This is a genomic window from Campylobacter avium LMG 24591 (assembly GCF_002238335.1).
GTDB lineage: Bacteria > Campylobacterota > Campylobacteria > Campylobacterales > Campylobacteraceae > Campylobacter_D > Campylobacter_D avium.
Genome location: NZ_CP022347.1, coordinates 1,135,903 through 1,151,652, shown reverse-complemented (window position 1 = coordinate 1,151,652; position 15,750 = coordinate 1,135,903). Strand labels below are relative to the sequence as shown.

Sequence of the window (15,750 nt, the reverse complement as noted above, 5' to 3'; positions counted from 1 at the left end):
AACAAAGAAACATAAAATCCCAAATGCAGCAACACAAGCAGTTAAAAGTTCCATTATAGTTCTCCTGTTTCTTTTATAAGTTTTAAAATTTTCACTTGCAATACAGAAACTATTATACCTAAAGTTGCAATAGTAATCAAGCTTAAGATAAAAATGTATATATCTGTTTCATCTGAACTTGTAAATACAAAGGCTATTAATGCTATCAAGGAAGTTAAGGCAAAATTTCTGTAAGCTCTTAGCTCTTGTAATTTTTCTTTTATTTCATCTAGTCTAGCCACGAAGTATCCTTTTACAAAAACCATTGCCAATAAGCAAGCGAGAAAATCACTATAAGTATAATGCCAAAGATACTTAAAACCGAGCCAAATTTAAACATAACTAAGGGTTTGATGTTGCCTCTGTTTGCAACTATGGCATTTGGAGGCGTTGAAAAAGGCAAAAGAAAGGAAAAGCCTATGCAAATGGTGGCAATTAGCATAATCAAGCTTTGGTAATTTGGCTCCAAAAATTCCTTAGTTGAAGCGTATAGCACTGAAAGCAGTATGGCACTTAGGGCAGTTGAGCTTATAAACATAGTTAAGAAAAGCACGAAAAAGCACACGCATAGTATAAATAAAAGCAGGGGCAGGGTGGAAAAATACGCAAAAATCGGCGCAAAGGCATCACCTAGCTGAATTTTAGATATAGCCATGGCCACGCAAAAGCCCGCACCGAACAAAAATATGATTTCGTAAGGAATGCTTCTTGAATCCTCCCAAGACAAAAGTCCTATCTTAGGTATGAACATCAAAAGCCCAAAGGCTAGCAAAATGACATTTTCATTAAAGCCAAGCCCTTGGTATATGGGTTTTACGGGCGAATTTAAAAGCAGTATAACAAGTAGCAAAAAGATGAAAAATAAAAGCTTTTTGTGTTCAAAAGTAATCGTTATGTCATCGAAAGCGTCTATTTTAAGCTCCTCTTTGCCAAGCTTATAAGATAAAATTTGTATCATCACGTAAAGCATACTAATGCTTAGCGGCAGCATTAAAAGCATCCAACCCACAAAACTAATGCTTCCAAGCCCTGTAGTTTCTAAAAAACCTAGAAAGATGAGATTTGGCGGCGTGCCTATGGGCGTTGTGATACCGCTAATGCTTGCTCCAAAGGCAACAGCTAGCAAAAATCTAGTCTTTAAAACATTATCTTCTGTTATCGAAAGCGCTATAGGCACTAAGAGTAGGGCGACGGTTGAATTTGATAAAGCACTTCCTAAAATAACGCTAGCCGTTCCAAAGGCCGTTATAATGCCTTTTGGGGTTTTAGGAAAGCGAGAAAGCAAGCTTTTGGCTATGATTTTGTGCAAACCAATCTTTTCAACCGCAGTAGCTAGCATAAAACCACCCAAAAACAAAAACACTATGGGGTTTGCGTAATTGCTAGTAGCACTCTTAACATCTAAAATTCCAAAGGCTGGAAAAAGCACGATAGGAAGCAAGGACACAACGCCAAGAGGCAAGGCAGAGTTCGTCCAAAGCACTATCAAAAATACCAAAATTCCAAGAAAGGAGCTTACCTGAAAACTTGCTTGATAATACAAAATGCTTATAAACCAAGTAGCAGATGAGAAAAAGGCGGCTACTAAAATCCCTGCTAGAACTTCATTTTTGCTTTTTAAACGGGTTTTTTTTCTTTTTAATAATCTAAAAATAGCTTTTACACTCATAAGTTTTCCTAAAAATTCTCTTGTAATTATAGTTAAAAATTTGGATTTTTTGTCTTGCTTGGCGAAAATTTAAGTTTTGAAAAGCATTTTTGTAGAAATTGCGTAACAGTGCGCTTTGCTAATGCTAGCTAAAGGTAAAAAGTAATAAAACGGTGTCAACATAAGATTTAAGGCAATGAGCTAGCCATCTTTTTGTTTTGCTTGCTTTGCTGATAAAATCGGCGGCACTTGGGCTTGTGGTGGTGTGGTTGTGTGGTTGTGTGGTTGTGTGGTTGTGTGGTTGTGTGGTTGTGTGGTTGTGTGGTTGTGTGGTTGTGTGGTTGTGTGGTTGTGTGGTTGTGTGGTTGTGTGGTTGTGTGGTTGTGTGGTTGTGTGGTTGTGTGGTTGTGTGCGAATTTTATATATGAAATTTGACTTTGATAAATTTGTAACATCAATGCAGGTGTTTGAGATTGAAAAAATTTAGACTTTTAAAATGATTTTGTGGTATTTATACGCAGTATTTTACCTGTGCTAGCGATAAAATTTATTTTTTAAGTATTTAAAATGGGAGAGCCTATGTTTTTTGTTAAAAATATTGCTTAAATTTTGTTTGAATTTTTAAGCACATAAAACAAAAGACAATAAATTTGATATTTTTAAGTGTCTAGCTTAAATCATCTATAAGTGTTTTCATCCCTTTTTGCAATCTTAATTATTTGAATTAATTTGAAAGTGTTGTTTTCTACAATTCCTATTATTCTATAATCCCCTAACCTCCAGCGGTAGCGGTTATCATCGTATCCTTTTAGGTATTTGGCGTTCGCAAGTTTGGCTGGGTTTTCAGCTTTGGGTAATATATTTGTTAAAAAATAATTTATCCCTTTAAATTTTCTAGGGTTTGATTTGGCTAACTTGTCTAAAAATTTAATAACATTTTTATCATATATAATTTCATAAGTCATTTATTGTCCGTAAGCTTCTCTTTCAACTTCTTCTTCAATTTCTTTTATCTCTTCTGGCGTCATTTTACTTTCTACCTCTTTTACCAACTCATCAAGATTTGTTTGCTCTCTTGTAAAAAATTCGTATTTTGGTTTTTCTAGATTTTCTTTGATTTTGCTTGTTAAAAATCTAATCAACTCCGCACTTTCCTTAAATTTCTTTTCTGCTTCTTGCTTGAGTTTTTGCTCTTTTTTTTCGGCACTTATAAGAGCATTTACAAGCTGTTTGGTGCTCATGTTCGCATATTTTTCGTAATTTATAGCTTTCATGTTCTTTCCTTTCTTAGAATTTAGGTATATTATACAAAAAATATACACCAAAATATACCCATAAATTTAAAATTGATTTTTGTTGAGTCAATTAAAAATTGTTAAAACATGTTTGATTTTATGATGTTTGCAAGAATGTATTTTTAAATTTATATTAAAGAGGGAAGTCTTAGACTATACCCTCTTGTTTTGATTTTTTGAGTTATTTTATAGCCTCAAATACCTCATCGCTCATAGCTTTTAAAGATATAAGCCCACCGCCTCCGGCTAGATACCAAAGCTCAGGGTCTAGGTATATAATTTTGCCATTTTGTGCGGCCTTTGTTTTGGCGATTAAAGGATTATCAAGTGCAGCTGCGGCAGTCTCTTTGTTTTTTGCTATTACATTTCTATCTACTACAAACAAATAATCAGGATTTACTTTTAAAATATACTCAGAATCAGCTCTGTTGCCGTGTGTGCCTATCTTTAAATTAGTATCAGCCGGGCTTAAACCAAATAAATCATAAAGCACACCAAAGCGTGAATTTGGTCCAAAAACTGAAATTCTGTTCGCATTTGTAAGTATAACAAGCGCCTTTTTGTCTTTATCAACAAGGGCTTTTTGCGCTTCAATGTCGCTTAAAAGTTTTTTTACAGTTTCAAAGGCACTGTCTGCTGATAAACCTTCACCGTGGCTTTGTCCTACTTCGCCGTAAAGTGAAGCTATGGCTATAACCTTAGCTCTAAAGCTTTCTACGAAATTTGTATTATCAAGTCCCACAAAAACTGTCGGTGCTATCTCGTTTAGTTTTTCGTAAAATTTTGCCTGCCTGCCAGAGATTAAGATTAGGTCAGGTTTTAAAGCACTTAAGGCTTCAAAGTCAATCTCAACAACAGAGCCAACATTTTGCTTTGAGTTGTATTTTTCAAGGTATTTAGGTAGTGTTTTTGCAGGAACGCCAACTATCTTATCTCCTAAACCCAAAGCTTCAAAGGTATCGATAGCTCCTATGTCAAAGCTTACTACCTTTTGGGGATTTTTTTGAACCTCTGCCACGCCCATTGAGTGCTTTAGCTCTATCCTATCGCCTAAGCTAGTCCATTCGATAGGAATTATGCTTACATTTGTGCCTGTTACTTTGTTGGCAGAGCTGTTTGCCTCACTTAAATTTGCCTCAGAGCTTGTGTGTGTATCGCTTTTATTTTCGCTAGAGCAAGCTATAAAAGCAAAAACTGAAAAAATCGCAATGAAAAGTATTTTTTTCATATATCCTCCTTAAAATTAATTAAAATAAAAACAAATTCGTTTTTTTTCTATCTCGTGTATTTTTATATCCATGTCAAAAACTTCTTTTAAGACATCTTCTTTTATGATGTCCTTGCTTTCTTTGCTGCACAGAATTTCGCCATTTTTCATAGCAACTATGTAATCTGAGTGCACGGAGGCGAAATTTATGTCGTGCAGAACTAGGATTATGGACTTGTTAAAATCATTTGCTAAGGAGCGTAGAATTTTCATAATCTGCAAAGAATGCTTCATATCAAGGTTATTAAGCGGTTCATCAAGTAGTATATAGTCTGTATCTTGCGCGATAATCATGGCTATATAGGCTCTTTGCCTTTGTCCTCCGCTTAAAGAGTCTAAAAATCTATCCTCAAGCCCTTGTAAATCCATATACGCAATGGCTTCTTTTATCTTTGCCTCATCTTTGGAATTTAGTTTGCCTTGAGAATAAGGAAAGCGGCCAAAGCTAACTAGCTCCTTTACTCTAAGCCTTATGTTAATGTTGTTTTGTTGTTTTAGTATGGAAATTTTTTGCGCTAGTTCGTGGCTTTTGTATTTGCTTAACTCAAGCCCGTCTATGATGATTTCTCCACTATCAGGCTTTATAAGCCTACTTGCTATGCCAAGTGCTGTGCTTTTACCGGCACCGTTTGAGCCTATTAAAGAGGTGATTTTGTGCTTGTTAAAAGATACTGTGATGTTGGTTAAAACTGCTTTTGAATCGTATTTTTTGCAAATATTTTTAAGTTCTATCATATGCGGTTTCCTTTAAGAACTAGGTATATAAAATAAATTCCGCCTAAGAAATTTATAACAACGCTTATGGTTGTATTAAAAGCAAAGACCTTTGAGACTATGTAAATTCCGCCAAGCAAGGTTATAAGGCTTATGAGCGAGCAAGCACTTAGCAAAATGCTGTGTTTGTGGGTTTTAAAAAGCTCGTAGCTAATATTTGCCACTAACAGTCCCAAAAAGGTGATTGGCCCTACTAAAGCCGTGCTGACTGAGGTTAAAATAGCCACTACTATGATAAAATTTTTAACTAATCTATCATAATCAAGCCCTAAATTTATAGCTACATCCTTGCCTAGGGCTAAGACATCTAGGTATTTAAAATTAAAAAAGATATATAAAAATGCAAAAAATAACAATAAAGCAGCCAGGCCTAGAATTTCAAAATGCACATTATTAAACGAAGCAAACATCCTGCCCTGTACTATCATAAACTCATCAGGGTCAATTAAGGCTTCGAAAAAAAGGCTTAAGGAGGAAAAAAATGTCCCAAAAATAAAGCCTAAAAGCAAGACAAAATACAAATTTCTATTAGCCTTAAATAAAAGCTTGTAAAACAATATACTAAAAAGTATCATAAATGCCACGCAAAGCAAGAAATTCACCCTTTCATTATAAACGCTTAAGTGCATTGCGCCCAAGACAAAGACTAGAAAAGACTGGATGAAAAGATATAAAGAATCAAGTCCTATTATGCTTGGGGTTAGAATTTTGTTGTTTGTAATGCTTTGAAAGATAACAGTTGAAACCCCTATGCAAACACCCACCACAAGCACGGCCAAGACTGTTATAGCTCTTTGCTCTAGGATGTAAGCGTTAAAATTATTCGTAAAAGTAAACATATAAGCTAGCACGCACAAAAGAGCTAGGATGGTTAATATAATGAATTTCTTAAGCATAGTGCTTGTTCCTAAGCAAAAGACTTATAAAGATAAAAGAGCCTATGACGCCAACGGTTAGGCCTATTGGAATTTCAAAAGGATAGATTATAAGCCTTGAAAAAATATCGCAAAGTAGCAAAAAGCAAGAGCCTAAAAGAGCTATGTTTAGGATATTTGCCCTGATATTATCCCCTCTGTAAATTGATATTATATTAGGCACAATGAGCCCTAAAAATGGTATCACGCCAACGGTTAAAATAATAATGGCTGTTATGATAGATACGATTATAAGTCCTAAATTTAGTATAAATTTGTAAGAAAGTCCCAAATTTACCGCCATTTCCTCGCCCATACCTGCTATGGTGATTTTATTTGCATACAAATACGCAAGCAAAAGCAAGGGTAAGGATATGTAAATAAGCTCATAAGAGCCTTGCATAATGTTTGAGAAATTTCCTTGAAGCCAAATTTGCATGTTTTGTATAAGGTTTAATTGATAAGCAAAAAAGGTTGTTATGGAATTTATTATACCGCCAAACATAAGTCCTATTAAGGGTATAAAAATCACATCTTTTAGCTTTATGTTGTTTAGAATTTGTATAAAAATCAAGCTTCCAAGCAGGGCAAAAAAGGACGAGACTAAGACTTGAGATATAAAAGAATGAGTGCTAAAAAATATAATGGATATCAGTATGCCAAATTTCGCACAGTCCATAGTGCCTGCTGTGGTTGGAGAGACGAATTTATTTTGCGTTAATTGCTGCATTATAAGCCCGCAAATGCTAAGGCTAGCACCGCTTATAATTATGGTTATGGTTCTTGGTATCCTTGAGATGATGAAAACATCCTCGTGCAATCCTTTTAAAAGCCCAAACAAAGATATATCGGTTACTCCAACAAACAAGCTTGTAAAGGCTAAGATGATAGTTAAGGGTAGTAAAAACCACAACGAAAACAAAAAACGCAATAAAAAACCTTATATTTATAATAATAATTACCAAAATATAATTCTAAATCTAACTTGCTTAAAAACACATAAAAGCTAAGGTTTAATAAATTTAAAATCCAAGCTTTTTGGTAAAATTTTATGATAAAAAATGATAAGAATTATTAAAAATATAAGCTTTATAAAATCTCTCTTTGTCCCTTTGAGTCAGGCTGACTTAAAAAGCCGGTCTCACTTAGCTGTTCTATGATGTTTGCGGCTCGGTTATACCCTATCTTAAGCCTTCTTTGCAAATAAGAAATACTAGTCTTTCTATCTTCTAAAATCACAGCCTTTGCTTCTTCAAAAAGCTCATCCGTATCGCCTAAAGATATAGAAGTTTCAGAGCTTGAGTTTGAGCCTTGCACTTCTTTTAAGAATTTTTCATCGTAAATAACTTCTTGCTGTGCCTTTAAAAAATCAACTATCTTTTCTATCTCAGCCTCACTTGCAAAAGGAGCGTGCAGCCTTACTAGATTATTACTTGATGGAGGGGTAAATAAGCAGTCTCCGCGTCCTAGCAAACTTTCAGCCCCAACTGTATCTAAGATGACTTTTGAATCTATTTTTTGTCCCACCTTATAAGCTAGACGAGAAGGTAAATTTGCCTTTATAAGCCCTGTTACAACATCAACTGAAGGTCTTTGCGTAGCTACGATTAGATGAATTCCACTAGCCCTTGCCATTTGTGCTAGTCTTGCTATGTAAAACTCCACGTCTTTTCCAGCACTCATCATAAGATCAGCTAATTCATCTATTATAACCACTATAAAAGGAAGCTCTTCAAGACCTAGTTCTTTCATCTTTTCATTATAATTTTCTATATTTTTTGTCTTTGCCTCAGCCATTAGCTTATATCTTCTTTCCATTTCTGCAACCATATTAGACAAAGCCGTTATAGCTTTTTTAGGCTCTGTTATAACAGGGGTTAAAAGATGAGGTATGTCATTATAGATACTAAATTCAAGCATTTTTGGATCTATCATCATAAGCTTTAAATTTTTTGGACTATTTCTATATAAAAGAGATAAAAGCATAGAATTTATACCCACGCTTTTTCCGCTACCCGTTGTTCCGGCTATTAAAAGATGAGGTAGCTTTTTTAAATCAGTTACAAAGGCATTTCCTACTATGTCCTTACCCAAAGCCATTGTAAGAGGACTTTTTGCTGTGCTAAAAGCCTTGCTTTGTAAAATTTCTTTTAGGTATATGGTTTGAATTTGCTCATTTGGCACCTCTATGCCTACCACATCTTTACCGGGAATTGGTGCTTGTATGCGTATGGAAGTAGCCTTTAAAGCCATAGCTAAATCATCTTGTAAATTTAAAATTCTACTTACCTTTACATCAGCACTAGGACGAAACTCAAAAGTAGTTACAACAGGACCTGTGTATGTGCTTATAACATCTCCGCCTATTTTAAATCTACGCAGTTTTTCTAGTAAGTCATAAATTTTTCTATCTATTTCTTGCTCGTTTATCTCAAATGAAGTACTTGGCGGATTTGCTAAAAAATCAAGAGGGGGTAAGCTAAAGTCTTTAGGCTTTGCTAAAACCCCTTTTTCAAGCTCGTTTAAAAGCTCTGTATTGCTGCTAAGCTCTGTTTTTATGATATTTTTTGTCTTAGTTTCTAGCTCATCTTGTGCTTTAAACTCTTTTTCATTATGTAAATTTTCATCTTTTAAAGCCTCCTTTACCTCTTCTACAAAGGGTATGGGCTCTGTTTTTTCTAATATTTTTTCCTCTTTTGTGAGCTCTTCTACAACAGGTATAAATTCATCCTTTAAAACATCTGCTTTTTGTGTTACTTTTTCTTGCACTTCAAATTCAAGTTTAATGCTTGGCTCTTGTTTTACAGGCTCTTTTTGCTCCTCTTTGCTTTCTTTTACGGTTTCGTCCTTAAATTCGCTTTTTTTTCTCGTATAGCTTGGTTCCTCGTAGTTCAGCCTTTTGGCTAAATTTAGCTTGATTTCATCTATCTTTTTTGGTTTTAAGAATTTTTGAGGCACATATACTTCTTGCTTGTGTGTTGAAATGCTTTGTTCTAGCTCGTCTGGCTCTGCACTTGCCTTTAGGACAAAGTCTCTTAATTCTTGATTGTAAGATAGCAAGGTTTCATCTTTTTCTAGCTCAGCAGGCTCAGTTTTTTCCTCTATATTTTCGGTCTCATTTAAATTTTCTTCCTTGCTAAGCTCCTCAAGTTCTTGTTTCACTTCTTGTATATGCTTTAAATTTAAGCTTTCATCTATGTTGTTTTCATGCTCTTTTATGCTTTCTTTTTTATCTTCTTCTAAAATTTCTTCTTGCTTTTCGTTTTTTTCTTTGCCTCCAAAGACCTTTTCAAGAAAAGAGCTAAAGGCTAAGTCTAGTTTTTCAAAGGTAGAAAATGAAATTTTAACGCCAAAAACAAGCTCAAAAAATCTTGGAAAAAGAAGCACGCAAGCAAAAATCAAAAAAGCAAGCGCTAAAAGACCGCTACCAAGCCTGCCAAATAAGGCTCCAACTATGGTATAAAGCACTTCAGGTATGTAGCCTGCATTCAAACTTAGTATAGCAAATAAAATCATAAGGCTTGCAAAGGCCATTATAAAGCCGTTTAGCTCCCTTTTTTTGACATTGTCTAAATCATAAGCCCTTTTGTAAAATATATAATTAAAAAATAGCAGTAAAAATGGATAATACTTAGAAAATTCGCCGAAAAGAAAGAGATTAAATTCGCCCAAAAAAGAGGATAAAAAGCCCAAAGAATACGGAGCAAAAGAAACAAAGGCTAGGTAAAATATAAACACTGTGCTTAAAATGAAAAATATCTCTTTTTTTATCTTAAATCCTTTTCAAAAAGCTTAATTATAACTAATTTTCTTTAAATATTTCAATCTCTAGTTTAGAATGTTTTTATATAATTATTGTAGATGATATTTAAGGATTTGTTATGGATTTTTTTGATGAAATGTTAAGTAAAAGCCCAAGAGAAAAATTTATAGAAATAGTGCAAAATGCAAACTCAGGTGCCATAGAAAAGGCTTTTGATGAGCTTTTAGGTGAGCATATAGCTATGTTTGAGCTTTTAGAGCAAAAGGGACTTAGCGAAGAGGATTTGCTAAATTTTAAGCTAGAAAATAGCGAAAAGATTGAAAGTCTTAAAGAGGATTATTTCATAGGGCTTGGGGCTAAAATTTTGGGGCAGGAATGATACTTAGACTAGGTTTTTTACTTTTATTTTGCAATCTTTGCTTTGCTACGCAGGCTACTTTTGAGCATAAGTATGAATTTACGCTTAGAAAAGATGAAAGAGCAAGCGTTGAGATAACAGAGTTAAGCACTAGCAAAGTGGAGAATTTTGACTTTTATTGGACTCTTTTTGATACAAATAAAATAATTATTCATTCTAAATTTCGCAAATACCCAAGGCAGTTTGTTTTGTCTATGAAAAGAAATTTAAACTGGGCTACGCAAACCTTGATTCCAGATTATACAAATCCCCACATAGACAGAGCTAGGCTTATACTTGAATTTAGCGATTTTAAGGATAAGGAAGCAAAACTTAGCATTTACATAGAAGACAAGGAAGCTAGGCTAATGGTAAAATTTTTAGACCCAAGAAAGCCAGAGACTTTCACTCAAAATACTGAAAATAATTAAAGGCAAAAAAGTGCAAGAAATAGACACTCTTATACAAAATTTTTTAAAAGATTTAGGTAATGACATAGTTTTAAGAATGTCAAATTCCATAAAAACAGGCAAAAAACTTCGCTCAAAGCTTATACTAAGCATAAGCGGGGAAAATGAAAGCTCATACAGACTTTGTGCTGTGGTTGAGCTTATACACCTTGCTTCTTTACTTCACGATGATATAGTGGATGAGGCTTCTTTAAGAAGGGGAGCAAGGTCTGTAAATGCTGAATTTGGTGCGAAAAATGCCCTAATGCTAGGCGATGTCTTTTACTCAAAAGCCTTTTATGAGCTTCTTAGCCTTGATAAAAAGATAGCTTCTATCGTGGCTAATGCTGTTTCAAAACTAGCTATAGGAGAGCTTTTAGATGTAGAGCTTTCAAAGTCTTTTAATGCTGATAAAAATCTTTATCTTGATATGCTTTATAAAAAAACTGCGGTTTTGATAGAGGCAAGTGCGGCAAGTGCTGCGATTTTAGCGGGTTTTGATGAGAATGATTTTAAAGAATATGGTAAAAATTTAGGCATAGCCTTTCAGCTAGTAGATGATATACTTGATGTACAAGGCGATGAAAAAACACTTGGCAAAGAAGCTTTTAGTGATTTTAAAGAGGGTAAAAGCACCCTGCCTTACATCTATCTTTACGAGGCTTTAGCTGATAAATCCTTGCTTTTAAATTTTTATAAAAAAGAGCTTAACGGGGCTAAAAAAGATGAGTTATTAAAGCTTTTTGCTAGATATGAAATTTTGCAAAAGTGCAAAAACGAGGCTTTAGCTTACGGACAAAGAGCTTTACAAGCCATACAAAGCTATGATAATCAAAAATTAAATGATATAGTTGAAAATATGATAGATAGGAGTTTTTAATGCACTATGTTTGCGTAAGCTGGACACATAAAAATACAGACATAGCACTAAGGGAAAAGCTATCTCTTTTGGAATTTTCTCAAAAAAAACTCCTACAAAGTCTGCTTTTAGAAAAAAATATCTTAGAATGTATGCTACTTAGCACATGTAATAGAGTAGAGCTTTTTTTATACTCTATAGATCCTTCCTTAGCCTGTAAGCAGGTGGTAAAATCCATGTCAAAGCTTTGTGAGATAAATGAGGCGAATTTATCTCAAAGGGCTGATTTTTTCGAAGATAGCTCAGCCATACATCATCTTTTTTCCGTAGCTTCCTCGCTTGATAGTCTTGTGGTTGGCGAAACGCAAATTGCCGGACAGCTAAAAGAAAGCTTTTCCTTTGCCATTGAAAACAATTTTTGCGCTAAAAATTTATCAAGAGCTCTTCATTTTGCCTTTAAATGTGGTGCAAAGATAAGAACCCAAACAGAAATTTCTAAAAACCCCGTTTCAGTGGCTTCAGTAGCAATCACAAAGGCTAAGGATTTAGCAAATTTAGAGGGCAAAGATGTGCTTGTTTTAGGAGCAGGGCAGATGAGTGAATTGCTTTGCAAACACTTACTTGGAACTAAAGCTGATATAACTGTGCTTAGTAGAAATTATGAAAAGTCTAAGAATTTAGCCCTTGCACTTGGGGTAAAAAACGAAGATATTTCTAAGCTTAAAGAGCTTGTAAATTCTTGCGAGTTTATCTTTTGTGCTACGAGTTCAAAGGATCCTGTCATAACAGATGAGCTTTTAGAAGAAGTTGAATTTAAGAGGTATTTTTTTGATATAGCTGTGCCTAGGGATGTGGATATAAAGGAAAATGACAAAGTAAAAGTCTTTGTAGTGGATGATTTAAAGGATGTTGTTAAGAAAAATTTAGCCCTAAGAGAAAGCGAGGCACACAATGCTTATGCTATCATAGGCAAGATGACGGTTGAGTTTTTTAGATACTTAGATGATTTGGAATTAAATCCTATCATCAAGGATTTAAGACTCATTGCTAAGGATTGTGCGCAAAAAGAGCTAAAAAAGGCTATAAAAAAGGGTTATTTAAAGAATTCAGACAAAGAAGAAGCTAGAAAGCTTATACATCAGGTTTTTAAAGCCTTTTTGCATACCCCAACTATGAAGTTAAAGCACTTAGAAGGCAAGGTGCAAAGTGATACCGTTGCAAATGCTATGCGTTACATCTTTGCACTAGATGAAAAGGCACAAGGACTTGATGAATATAAATGCGAATATGCAGTGGAGAATAAAAATGAAATTTAGCAACTTTTACGCACCAAGCGCCAAACAAGCCCCAAAGGACGCCACTTTAGCAAGTCATATCTTTTTGCTAAGAGGAGGCTTTATAGAGCAATGTGGCTCTGGACTTTATAATTTCTTGCCACTTGGCAAAAGGGTTTTAGATAAAATTTATAATGTAGTGAAAGAAGAAATGGATAAGGCAGGCTCTTTGCAAACTGATTTAAGCTTTGTAACTCCAGCAACTTTGTGGAAAGAAAGCAAAAGGTATGAAAATTTTGGCAAGGAGCTTTTGCGTTTTAAGGATAGAAAAGAAAATGACTTTGTCTTAGGACCAACTCACGAAGAAGCTATGCTTAGCATAGTTAAAAATAAAATCACAAGCTACAAGCAACTACCCTTAAATTTGTATCAAATCGGGCTTAAATTTAGAGATGAGGCAAGACCTAGATTTGGTCTTTTAAGGTGTAGGGAATTTTTGATGAAAGATGCCTATAGCTTTCATTCTAGCAAAGAGGACTTAGATAGAGAATTTGAGCTTATGGATAAGACTTATAGGGCTATTTTTACAAGACTTGGGCTTAATTTTAGGGTAGTTGATGCTGATAGCGGGGCTATTGGGGGTTCTGGTTCTAAGGAATTTATGGTTTTGGCTAAAAGCGGAGAGGATGATATTATCACTTGTGAAAAGTGCTCTTATGCTGCAAATGTTGAAGTGGCTACTAGGGCAAAAAAAGTTTGTGATAAAGATAGACCTGAGGCTGATTATGCTGCTAAGTTTTATACCCCTGATGTAAAGACTATCAAGGGCGTGGCGGACTTTTTTAAGGTGGATGAGTTTTACACCATAAAAGCAGTTGTGAAAAAGGCTATTTATGAGAAGAAAGAAAGCTTGGTGCTTTTTCTTATAAGGGGTTGTGATGATTTGCAAGAAAAAAAGGCTTTAAATGCTTGTAAGGCTTTAGAATTAGTCGATGCAAGTGAAGAAGAGCTGATAAATGCAGGACTTACACCGGGCTTTATAGGCTTTATAAATCTTAAAGAAGATATAGAATTTTATGTGGATAAAGAGCTTAAAAATGAAAGCCAGATGATAATGGGTGCAAATGAAAAAGATTATCATTTGGTTGGAATTTCTGTTGTAAATTTAAATGAAGAGAGATTTAAAGATTTAGTTGCTGTTAAAGAAGGAGATTGTTGTGAAAAATGCGGTGCTAAACTAAGGCAAAGCAAGGGCATAGAAGTAGGACACATCTTTAAGCTTGGGCAAAAATACTCATCTGCTATGAATGCTACTTTCTTGGATGAAAATGGCAAGGCAAATGCCTTTTATATGGGTTGTTATGGCATAGGAGTAAGCAGGCTTGTAGCTGTTGCCATAGAGGCACAGCACGATGAAAAAGGTTGTATTTGGGATAAAAAAATAGCACCCTTTCTTTGCGATATAATCATCTCAAATTTAAAAGATGAAAGGGCTGTGAGCTTTGCAAACGAGCTTTATGAAGGGCTTAAAAATGAGGGCTTTGAGGTGCTTTTAGATGATAGGGATGAAAGATTTGGCGTTAAGATAAATGATTTTGAGCTTATGGGCTTTCCTTATGCTGTGGTGCTTGGCAAGGGCTTGGAAAATGATGAGGTTGAGCTCATAGAAAGAAAGGGCTTAAACAAAAGCATTGTAAAAAGCACTGAGCTTTTTGAATTTTTAAAGGATAAACTTGTATAGAGTATCTTTTTTAGGCTTTTTTGTAGTAGAGCTTTTAGTATCTCTTGGCTTTATATTGGTATTTGGGCTTTCTAGCTTTTTAATCCTTGTCATACTTAGCCTTTTTATAGGGATTTTTCTTTTGGCTATCTTTTGGAAAAATATGCTTGAATTTAGGCTTCTAGCCTTAGGAGAGCTTTTTTCAAATTTTTCCTATGTTATAGCTGCTTTTTTGTTTATAGTGCCCGGCGTTTTAAGCACTTTTTTAGCCACTTGCATACTCATCTTTGCCCTTGTTTTTAGAAAAAAAGGGCAAGAAAAAGGCTTTTATAAGTCTTATAGACAAGAAAACAATTTTTATAAAAGCAAGGACTATGATGAGGAAATCATAGATGTAGAAATAGTAGAGGATAGCAAAAGATGAAAGAACTAATCATAGCCACTAGAAAATCAGCCCTAGCTCTTTGGCAAAGCGAGTATGTAAAAAAGCTTATAGAGCAAAAACACGGTATCAAGGTGTCCTTGCAAGGCTTTAAGACAAAGGGCGATGTGCTTTTAGATAGTCCCTTAGCAAAGATAGGTGGCAAGGGACTTTTTACAAAGGAACTTCAGCAAAGTATGCTAAGAAACGAAACGCATTTAGCCGTGCATAGCCTAAAAGATGTGCCAAGTTTTTTCCCAAAGGGCTTGAAGCTAGTTGCTGTTACAAAAAGAGAGGATGTAAGAGATAGCTTTTTAAGTATGAAGTATAAAAGCTTACAAGACTTGCCAAAGGGTGCAAGAGTAGGTACAACAAGTCTTAGACGCAAAATGCAGTTGCTTCTTTTAAGAAAGGATTTAAATGTTATTTCTTTAAGAGGCAATGTAAATTCAAGACTTGCTAAGCTTAAAAATGATGACTTTGATGCTATCATCCTAGCAAAAGCTGGACTTTCTAGGCTAGGGCTTGAAAAAGAGTTAAATTATATAAGTGAATTTAGCTTAGATGAGATGATACCAGCTGCTTCTCAAGGTGCTTTGGGTGTAGAGTGTGTTGAGAATTTAGAGCTTGAAAGACTTTTAAGCTTTTTAAACGATGAAAAAACTTACATAGAAACCTTTATAGAAAGGGAATTTATAAAGAATTTAGAGGGTGGTTGTCAGGTGCCAATAGGCATAAATGCTTGTTTAAAAGATGAAAAGATAAGGATAAAAGCCATACTAGGACTACCTGATGCAAGTGAGTTTTTAAAAGAAGAGCTTGAAATTTCAAAAGATGAGTATGAAAAGGCCGGACTTAAACTAGCACAAAGTATGATAGCTAAGGGTGCTAAAGAGCTTTTACAAAGAGCTTTGCAAATGGCTTAGGAGG

Annotated in this window: 16 protein-coding genes and 1 pseudogene; 8 read left to right on the top strand and 9 right to left on the bottom strand. The window is 34.7% G+C overall.

All coding sequences use genetic code 11. The features are described 5' to 3' along the window. Positions 1-53 precede the first annotated feature (53 nt). Together CAV_RS05880 and CAV_RS05875 are read right to left on the bottom strand one after the other, a co-directional pair. Positions 54-281: a hypothetical protein gene (locus tag CAV_RS05880; RefSeq protein ID WP_094325599.1), complete on the bottom strand. Its 228-nt coding sequence runs from the start codon at positions 279-281 to the stop codon at positions 54-56. 11 nt (positions 282-292) lie between these two features. Continuing rightward, positions 293-1,708: an SLC13 family permease gene (locus tag CAV_RS05875; protein WP_094325598.1), complete on the bottom strand. Its 1,416-nt coding sequence runs from the start codon at positions 1,706-1,708 to the stop codon at positions 293-295. A 206-nt stretch (positions 1,709-1,914) separates the two neighbouring features. Between CAV_RS05875 and CAV_RS08900 the strand changes: the two genes are divergently transcribed. Then, positions 1,915-2,115: a hypothetical protein gene (locus CAV_RS08900; RefSeq protein ID WP_169711637.1), complete on the top strand. Its 201-nt coding sequence runs from the start codon at positions 1,915-1,917 to the stop codon at positions 2,113-2,115. Positions 2,116-2,364: 249 nt separating this feature from the next. Here the strand turns inward: CAV_RS08900 and CAV_RS05870 are convergent, their stop codons facing one another. From CAV_RS05870 to CAV_RS05840, 7 genes and pseudogenes are all read right to left on the bottom strand, one after another. Next, positions 2,365-2,652, bottom strand: coding sequence for a type II toxin-antitoxin system RelE family toxin (locus CAV_RS05870; RefSeq protein WP_094325597.1), 288 nt, complete (start codon positions 2,650-2,652; stop codon positions 2,365-2,367). Further along, complete coding sequence (locus CAV_RS05865) at positions 2,653-2,961, bottom strand: hypothetical protein (RefSeq protein ID WP_094325596.1); 309 nt, start codon at positions 2,959-2,961, stop codon at positions 2,653-2,655. It lies immediately after the preceding gene. Positions 2,962-3,163: 202 nt separating this feature from the next. Then, the gene (locus CAV_RS05860) at positions 3,164-4,210 is read right to left on the bottom strand and encodes a siderophore ABC transporter substrate-binding protein (RefSeq protein ID WP_094325595.1); all 1,047 of its coding nucleotides are present in this window, start codon (positions 4,208-4,210) and stop codon (positions 3,164-3,166) included. 15 nt (positions 4,211-4,225) lie between these two features. Next, positions 4,226-4,984, bottom strand: a complete 759-nt coding sequence (locus CAV_RS05855) for an iron ABC transporter ATP-binding protein (protein ID WP_094325594.1) — start codon at positions 4,982-4,984, stop codon at positions 4,226-4,228. Then, positions 4,981-5,919, bottom strand: a complete 939-nt coding sequence (locus CAV_RS05850; RefSeq protein WP_094325593.1) for an iron chelate uptake ABC transporter family permease subunit — start codon at positions 5,917-5,919, stop codon at positions 4,981-4,983. Before CAV_RS05850 ends, CAV_RS05855 begins: the two co-directional genes overlap by 4 nt. Continuing rightward, the gene (locus tag CAV_RS05845; protein ID WP_094325592.1) at positions 5,912-6,868 is read right to left on the bottom strand and encodes an ABC transporter permease; all 957 of its coding nucleotides are present in this window, start codon (positions 6,866-6,868) and stop codon (positions 5,912-5,914) included. Before CAV_RS05845 ends, CAV_RS05850 begins: the two co-directional genes overlap by 8 nt. A 158-nt stretch (positions 6,869-7,026) precedes the next feature. Next, positions 7,027-8,895: pseudogene (locus CAV_RS05840) on the bottom strand (DNA translocase FtsK); the annotation flags it as partial. Positions 8,896-9,818: 923 nt separating this feature from the next. On the opposite strand from CAV_RS05840, the gene CAV_RS05835 reads away from it, so the two are divergent. From CAV_RS05835 to hemC, 7 genes are read left to right on the top strand one after another with little or no spacing between them, the layout of a single operon-like run. Continuing rightward, the gene (locus CAV_RS05835; protein WP_094325591.1) at positions 9,819-10,079 is read left to right on the top strand and encodes a DUF2018 family protein; all 261 of its coding nucleotides are present in this window, start codon (positions 9,819-9,821) and stop codon (positions 10,077-10,079) included. Continuing rightward, positions 10,076-10,528, top strand: coding sequence for an exporting protein (locus CAV_RS05830; protein WP_094325590.1), 453 nt, complete (start codon positions 10,076-10,078; stop codon positions 10,526-10,528). The genes CAV_RS05835 and CAV_RS05830 overlap by 4 nt, the downstream gene beginning before the upstream one ends. A gap of 10 nt (positions 10,529-10,538) precedes the next feature. Beyond that, positions 10,539-11,426 carry a polyprenyl synthetase family protein gene (locus tag CAV_RS05825; RefSeq protein WP_094325589.1) on the top strand — a complete coding sequence of 296 codons (888 nt, stop codon included), beginning with the start codon at positions 10,539-10,541 and terminating at the stop codon, positions 11,424-11,426. Further along, positions 11,426-12,721: a glutamyl-tRNA reductase gene (hemA, locus tag CAV_RS05820; protein WP_094325588.1), complete on the top strand. Its 1,296-nt coding sequence runs from the start codon at positions 11,426-11,428 to the stop codon at positions 12,719-12,721. Before CAV_RS05825 ends, hemA begins: the two co-directional genes overlap by 1 nt. Beyond that, the gene (locus CAV_RS05815; RefSeq protein ID WP_094325799.1) at positions 12,711-14,420 is read left to right on the top strand and encodes a proline--tRNA ligase; all 1,710 of its coding nucleotides are present in this window, start codon (positions 12,711-12,713) and stop codon (positions 14,418-14,420) included. The genes hemA and CAV_RS05815 overlap by 11 nt, the downstream gene beginning before the upstream one ends. After that, the gene (locus CAV_RS05810; RefSeq protein WP_094325587.1) at positions 14,413-14,823 is read left to right on the top strand and encodes a hypothetical protein; all 411 of its coding nucleotides are present in this window, start codon (positions 14,413-14,415) and stop codon (positions 14,821-14,823) included. The genes CAV_RS05815 and CAV_RS05810 overlap by 8 nt, the downstream gene beginning before the upstream one ends. Beyond that, positions 14,820-15,746, top strand: coding sequence for a hydroxymethylbilane synthase (gene hemC / locus CAV_RS05805; protein WP_094325586.1), 927 nt, complete (start codon positions 14,820-14,822; stop codon positions 15,744-15,746). The genes CAV_RS05810 and hemC overlap by 4 nt, the downstream gene beginning before the upstream one ends. Positions 15,747-15,750 lie beyond the last annotated feature (4 nt).